Genomic DNA, 5428 nt, shown 5'->3' on the forward strand with positions numbered 1-5428 from the left:
GCCGACGAAGGTATAGACGTGGAACGGGATCAGCTTCATCCGTGCTACCCCGGCGGGAAAGGCGATGAAGGTGCGCACCACCGGCAGCATCCGCCCGATCAGGATCGCCCACGATCCCCAGCGGTTGAAGAACCGGTCGGCCAGGTCCAGCTCGCCCGGGCCGATCAGGACGTAGCGGCCGAACTTCTCCGCCATCGGTCGCCCGCCGCGCCGCCCGATCTCATAGGCGACGATCGAGCCGAGGTTGCAGCCCAGCGCGCCCGCGGTCGCCGCCAGATACAGGTTCATCTGTCCGGTGGAGACGAGATAGCCGGCGAACGGCATGATGATTTCGGACGGCAGCGGGATGCACGCGCTTTCGATCGCCATCAGCAGCGCGACGCCCCAATAGCCGCCGGCGGAGATCACGGAGATGGCGAAGCCGGCAAGCGCGGCCAGGATCTTTTCGACCATGCGCGCCGCTTGCGTCAGCGCGCGGCGAAAGGGAAGCACGAAGTGCGGAACCGCGGCGGCGCAGCAACGGTTCGTTGCGAATGACCGACCTGACGCTCAACGATGGCCGCACCATGCCCCGACTGGGGCTGGGCACGTATCAGATCCCCGATTCGCAGGTTGCGCCGGTGGTGCGCGCCGGCCTGGACCTGGGGTTCCGGCTGGTCGACACCGCCGCGCTGTATCACAACGAGCGCGGCGTCGGCGAAGGGCTGGCGCGGGACGACGTGTGGGTCACCACAAAATTGTGGCACGACCGGCACGGCGATGCCGCGGGTGCGCTGGACGAAAGCCTCGCGCTGCTCGGGCGCGACCATGTCGACCTGTACCTGATCCACTGGCCCCACCCCGCCGGCGGACAATTCGTCGCAGCGTGGAAGACGCTGGTGGCGCTGCGCGATGCGGGGAAGGCGCGGTCGATCGGCGTGTCCAACTTCTTGCCCGAGCATCTCGACGCGATCATTGCCGCGACCGGCGTGACCCCCGCGGTCAACCAGATCGAGCTGCACCCGACGTTCCAGCAGCGCGACATGCAGGCGTATAACGCCGACCACGGCATCGTGACGCAAAGCTGGAGCCCACTGGGTCAGGGGGCGACGCTGAAGGATGAGCGGATCGTGCGGATCGCCGAGCGGATCGGCGCGACTCCGGCGCAGGCGATCATCGCCTGGCACCTGGCCAAGGGGCTGTCGGTGATCCCCAAGGCAGCGGACCTTACGCATCTGGAAAGCAACTGGCGCGCGCAGGAGGTGACGCTGTCGGCCGACGACGTCGCGGCGATCGACGCGATGGATGATCCGGAAGGGCGCATGGGGCCGGACCCGCGGGAATTGTGAGGGATAGGTCGATGGTCCCCCAGCCAATGCCGTCATCCCGGCGAAGCTTAGGATCTCTTCGAGGTTTGCGAATCGCTTGCCAGGCTTGAGGCCCCGCTTTCGCTGGGGTGACGGCTCTGTTCAGACATGCGCGATCGCCGCCTGAGCGCCCTTCAAATCCTCCACGAACTTCGCATATTCTGCCTCCTTCGCCGCGGGGTCGGGCAGGCGCAGCAGGTAGCTGGGGTGGACGGTGATCCACGCCGCGCCGCCGTCGGGCAGGGTCTGCACCCGCCCACGCTCCCGCCCGATCGTCATCGCGCGGCCGAACAGGCTACGCGCGGCGGTGGCGCCCAGCGCGATCGTCATCCGCGGGCGTAGCAGCAGGCGTTCCTGCTCGATCCACCAGCGGCAGGCGTCGATCTCGCCCGCATCGGGCTTGGCATGGATGCGGCGACGGCCGCGCGGCTCGAACTTGAAATGCTTGACCGCGTTGGTGACATAGGCGGCGGCGCGTTCGATCCCGGCGTCGGCGATCGCGCGGTCGAACACCTGCCCCGCCGGGCCGACGAACGGGCGCCCGGCCAGATCCTCCTGATCGCCCGGCTGTTCGCCGACGAACATCAGCGGCGCATCCAGCGGCCCCTCGCCGAACACGGTCTGCGTCGCGGGGCGATACAGCGGGCAGCGGGTGCAGCCCGCCGCCTCGTCGCGCAGCGCCGCCCACGCCGCGGCGACATTGCCGCCCGCCGCGACCCGATCGGTGTCGACGCGATCCTGGGCGGTGGCGATCATCCCGCTCTCCCGCGCCTGAGCCGTCGCCAGCAACTGCGGCACCAACGCGGTTTCGGGCATGTTCTTCCAGTACTTGCGCGGCATCTCCTTCAGCATCGCGCCGACCTTGACGCGCGCTGGGTTGAAGATGCTGGCGTAATAGGTCTTCCACACCTCCTCGACCGGGTCGCCGTCGGGCGCATCGGTGCGCGCCGCGCCCGGCCCCTGCGTCAGTGCGGCGCCGTTCCAGTGTAGCGATATCTCCGGGGTCAGGATCGACCAGCGCATCGATGCGAAGCGGTTGACGAAGAAGGCGGCATTGGCGCGCACGATGTGATGGTCCGGCTCGAACCACGCGACATAGCGGGTCGCGCCGTCCGGTTCCTCCACCGAGCGGAAGCGCAGGAAGGCGCGCATCTTGTGGATGTCGCGGCGTACCGCCTTGGCCAATTCTTCCAGCCGGCGGACCAGCGGGTCGGCGTGATCGTCGGTCAGCCGCGGCGCATCGCGCAGCCGCCACAACAAGGTGTAGAGCAACGCGAACCGCTGCGGATCGCGGTGCAGCGCCGCGTCGTCGGCCAGCGACAGGAACGCGCGCGGCACGCGGAAGGTCTCGGCGGAGGCGGGGGCAGCGGCCGGGTCGGCCGCCGGGGTTTCCGCGAACAGATCGGCGGGCGCGTCGCCCACTTGCCACACCACGCGATCGGGCGCGACATGGTCAGCGATCAGCGCACGCGCGGCGCTGCGCCAGGCGTCGATGTCGTCGGGGGCGGAAAGGGTGACGGTACGCATGGCGGTGGGGTGGCCGGTCCCGGACGGGCAGGACCGGCCGGCGCGATCAGTCGCGTTCGTCGCCGCCCGGGGGATTGGCCTTGGCGAGTTCCAGTTCCTTGGGCTTGCGTTCCTCATAGGTGTCGGCCAGCCGCTCCTCGGTGTCCGCGTCGAGCTCCTTCTCGGCGGCGGGGAACATTTCCTCCTCTTCCTCATCGATATGATGTTCGTAGCGGTGGCGCATGTGGAAGAATTTGGATTCCCATTCGTCCGACGCGAAATCCTCGTCCATCATCTCGCCCAGCAGGTCGTCGACCTCCTTGTGCTCGGCGACGGAATGGCGCGCGTCGTCGCGCAATTCGGGGTTGCCGAGCATTTCGGCGTAGAGCGATTCCTCCTCGGCCGCAGCGTGGCTCTGCACCTCCAGCCGGAACGCCTCGAACAGCTTTTTGCGCTTGGCGGTGTCGCCCTTCAGTTCGGCCAGTTCCTTCAGCATCTTGCGCTGCTTGTCATGATCGCGCTTCAGATCGGCGTAGATCGCGGGGGTAGCCATCGGTCGTTCTCCTTCGCCCGCGACAGCGCGCGAGGCGGCAGGTCGTTTCACCCGCGAGCGATTCTCACGCCGCGAACAGTTCGAGCTGGCGGGTAGCCGCCTTGGGCGCGACCAGTGCCGATATGTCCCCGCGATCGGCGAGCAGCACCGGACGCCAGTCGTCGGTGACGATGAACGGCCGCACCTTCGCCACCGACACGGTCAGCCGCGCGATATCGTCGAGCCGCAGCCGCCGCCAACGCCGCGCCGACAGGATGCGCGCCACCGCCTTCGTCCCCAGGCCCGGGATCCGCCACAACAATTCGCGCGGGGCGCGGTTGACGTCGACGGGGAAGCGATCGCGGAACTTGAGCGCCCAGGCAAGCTTGGGGTCGATGTCGAGCGGCAGCATCCCCGTCGTCGCATCGGCGGCCGCGACGACCTCCTGCGGCTGGAATCCGTAAAAGCGCATCAGCCAGTCCGACTGGTAGAGGCGATGTTCGCGCATCAGCGGCGGGCGTTGGAGCGGCAGGACGGTCGAGGCATCGGGGATCGGGCTGAACGCCGAATAATAGACGCGCCGCAGCCCGAAGCGATCGTAGAGCGTCGAGGCGCGCGCCACGATATCGCCGTCGGTCGCCGCGTCCGCACCGACGATCATCTGTGTTGACTGTCCCGCCGGTGCGAAGCGCGGGGCGGAGCGATAGCGTTGGCGCGCATCGCCGGTATCGATGATCGCGCGCTTCATGTCGCGCATCGCGCCCTCGATCCGCTCGCCGTCCTTCTCCGGGGCCAATCGCTTCAGCCCGCCGGCGGTCGGCAGCTCGACGTTGATCGACACGCGATCGGCGTGCAGCCCCGCGAGGCGGACCAGTTCGGGATCGGCATCGGGGATCGTCTTCAGGTGAATATAGCCGCGGAACTGATGATCCTCGCGCAGCGACCGCGCGACCTCGACAATCTGCTCCATCGTGTAATCGGGCGACCGGATGATCCCCGAGGACAGAAACAGCCCCTCGATATAATTGCGGCGGTAGAAGGAGAGGGTGAGGTTCACCACCTCCTGCGCGGAGAAGCGGGCGCGGCGGACGTTCGAGCTTTTGCGATTGATGCAATAATGGCAGTCGAAGATGCAGCTGTTGGTCAGCAGGATCTTGAGCAGCGAGATGCACCGACCATCGGGGGCATAGGCATGGCAGATGCCCATCCCCTCGGTCGAGCCGAGGCCCTTGCCGTCCTTCGACGTGCGCTTGGCAGTGCCCGACGACGCGCAGGACGCATCGTATTTGGCCGCATCGGCGAGGATTTCCAGTTTCTGCCGGACGTCGAGCTGCGCCATGTGTTCGATATATGTTCCGGAGGTCCGCTTGTCGAGGGCGGATCCACCTGCCATGGATCAACCCCGTGCGCGGGATCGTGAATCGTCTGGGGCCGAACGGGCCGTATCTGGCGCTGGCGCTGACGTGCCTGCTTGGCTGGGGGTTCAAGGCGCATTGCGGCGCGGGCTGGATCGGTGCCGAGCAATATACCACCGGTTGCTACAGCGATGCGGTGCCGTTCTGGGGACTGCGCGGGGTAGCGGCGGGGCAAATGCCCTATTTCGAGGCGCGGATGGAATATCCGGTGCTGACCGGCGCCCTGATTTGGATCGAGGGGCTGGTCGCGCGCGTCATCGGCGGCGCGCGCGCCGATGCGGCGACGTTCCTGGGTGTAGTGACGCTGGGCAACGCGATCCTGGCGTTCGTGATCCTGGAGATGATGCGCGGCGCGGGGGCCGGGCTGGCGCGCCAATATGCCTGGGCGCTGGCGCCGCCGCTGGTGCTGTACCTGGGGCATAACTGGGATCTGCTGGCGGGGACGTTCGCGGTCGCGGCGATGCTGGCGGCGGCGCGGGGAGCCCTGGTGCGCGCGACCGCGCTGGCTGCATTGGGCGGCGCGGCAAAGCTGTTCCCGATCCTGATGCTGCCGCTGCTGGGGCTGGGCGCACTGTTCGCGTCCGATCGGACATGGCGCGCGCGGATCGTGGCGGGGGCGGTGCTGGTGG

At 68.0% G+C, this 5428-nt stretch carries 5 protein-coding genes and 1 pseudogene; 2 read left to right on the forward strand and 4 right to left on the reverse strand.

Translation table 11 applies throughout. From position 1 onward, the window contains the following. Window positions 1-453 (reverse strand): DedA family protein (locus AX685_RS07835; protein ID WP_066487257.1); only part of this gene is annotated, 453 nt, incomplete at its 3' end. 80 nt (window positions 454-533) lie between these two features. Here AX685_RS07835 and AX685_RS07840 point away from each other — a divergent pair. Continuing rightward, window positions 534-1328, forward strand: coding sequence for an aldo/keto reductase (locus AX685_RS07840; protein ID WP_066487248.1), 795 nt, complete (start codon window positions 534-536; stop codon window positions 1326-1328). A 120-nt stretch (window positions 1329-1448) separates the two neighbouring features. On the opposite strand, the gene AX685_RS07845 is transcribed toward AX685_RS07840, so the two are convergent. From AX685_RS07845 to AX685_RS07855, 3 genes are all read right to left on the reverse strand, one after another. Beyond that, window positions 1449-2873 carry a UdgX family uracil-DNA binding protein gene (locus tag AX685_RS07845; protein ID WP_066487249.1) on the reverse strand — a complete coding sequence of 475 codons (1425 nt, stop codon included), beginning with the start codon at window positions 2871-2873 and terminating at the stop codon, window positions 1449-1451. A 46-nt stretch (window positions 2874-2919) separates the two neighbouring features. After that, window positions 2920-3405: a hemerythrin domain-containing protein gene (locus AX685_RS07850; RefSeq protein WP_066487252.1), complete on the reverse strand. Its 486-nt coding sequence runs from the start codon at window positions 3403-3405 to the stop codon at window positions 2920-2922. A 64-nt stretch (window positions 3406-3469) separates the two neighbouring features. Then, entirely contained in the window at window positions 3470-4723 is a 1254-nt protein-coding gene (locus AX685_RS07855; RefSeq protein WP_066487254.1) for a putative DNA modification/repair radical SAM protein, read from the reverse strand. 65 nt (window positions 4724-4788) lie between these two features. Between AX685_RS07855 and AX685_RS07860 the strand changes: the two are divergent. Further along, window positions 4789-5428, forward strand: a pseudogene (locus tag AX685_RS07860) (hypothetical protein); the annotation flags it as partial.

This window comes from Sphingomonas sp. CCH9-F2 (genome assembly GCF_001556735.1).
Lineage (GTDB): Bacteria > Pseudomonadota > Alphaproteobacteria > Sphingomonadales > Sphingomonadaceae > Sphingomonas > Sphingomonas ginsenosidimutans.

Excerpts from the sequence above, each read along its gene's own strand:
- AX685_RS07840 (WP_066487248.1), top strand. The coding sequence starts at position 534 with ATGACCGACCTGACGCTCAACGATGGCCGCACCATGCCCCGACTGGGG.
- AX685_RS07845 (WP_066487249.1), bottom strand. The coding sequence starts at position 2,873 with ATGCGTACCGTCACCCTTTCCGCCCCCGACGACATCGACGCCTGGCGC.
- AX685_RS07850 (WP_066487252.1), bottom strand. The coding sequence starts at position 3,405 with ATGGCTACCCCCGCGATCTACGCCGATCTGAAGCGCGATCATGACAAG.
- AX685_RS07855 (WP_066487254.1), bottom strand. The coding sequence starts at position 4,723 with ATGGCGCAGCTCGACGTCCGGCAGAAACTGGAAATCCTCGCCGATGCG.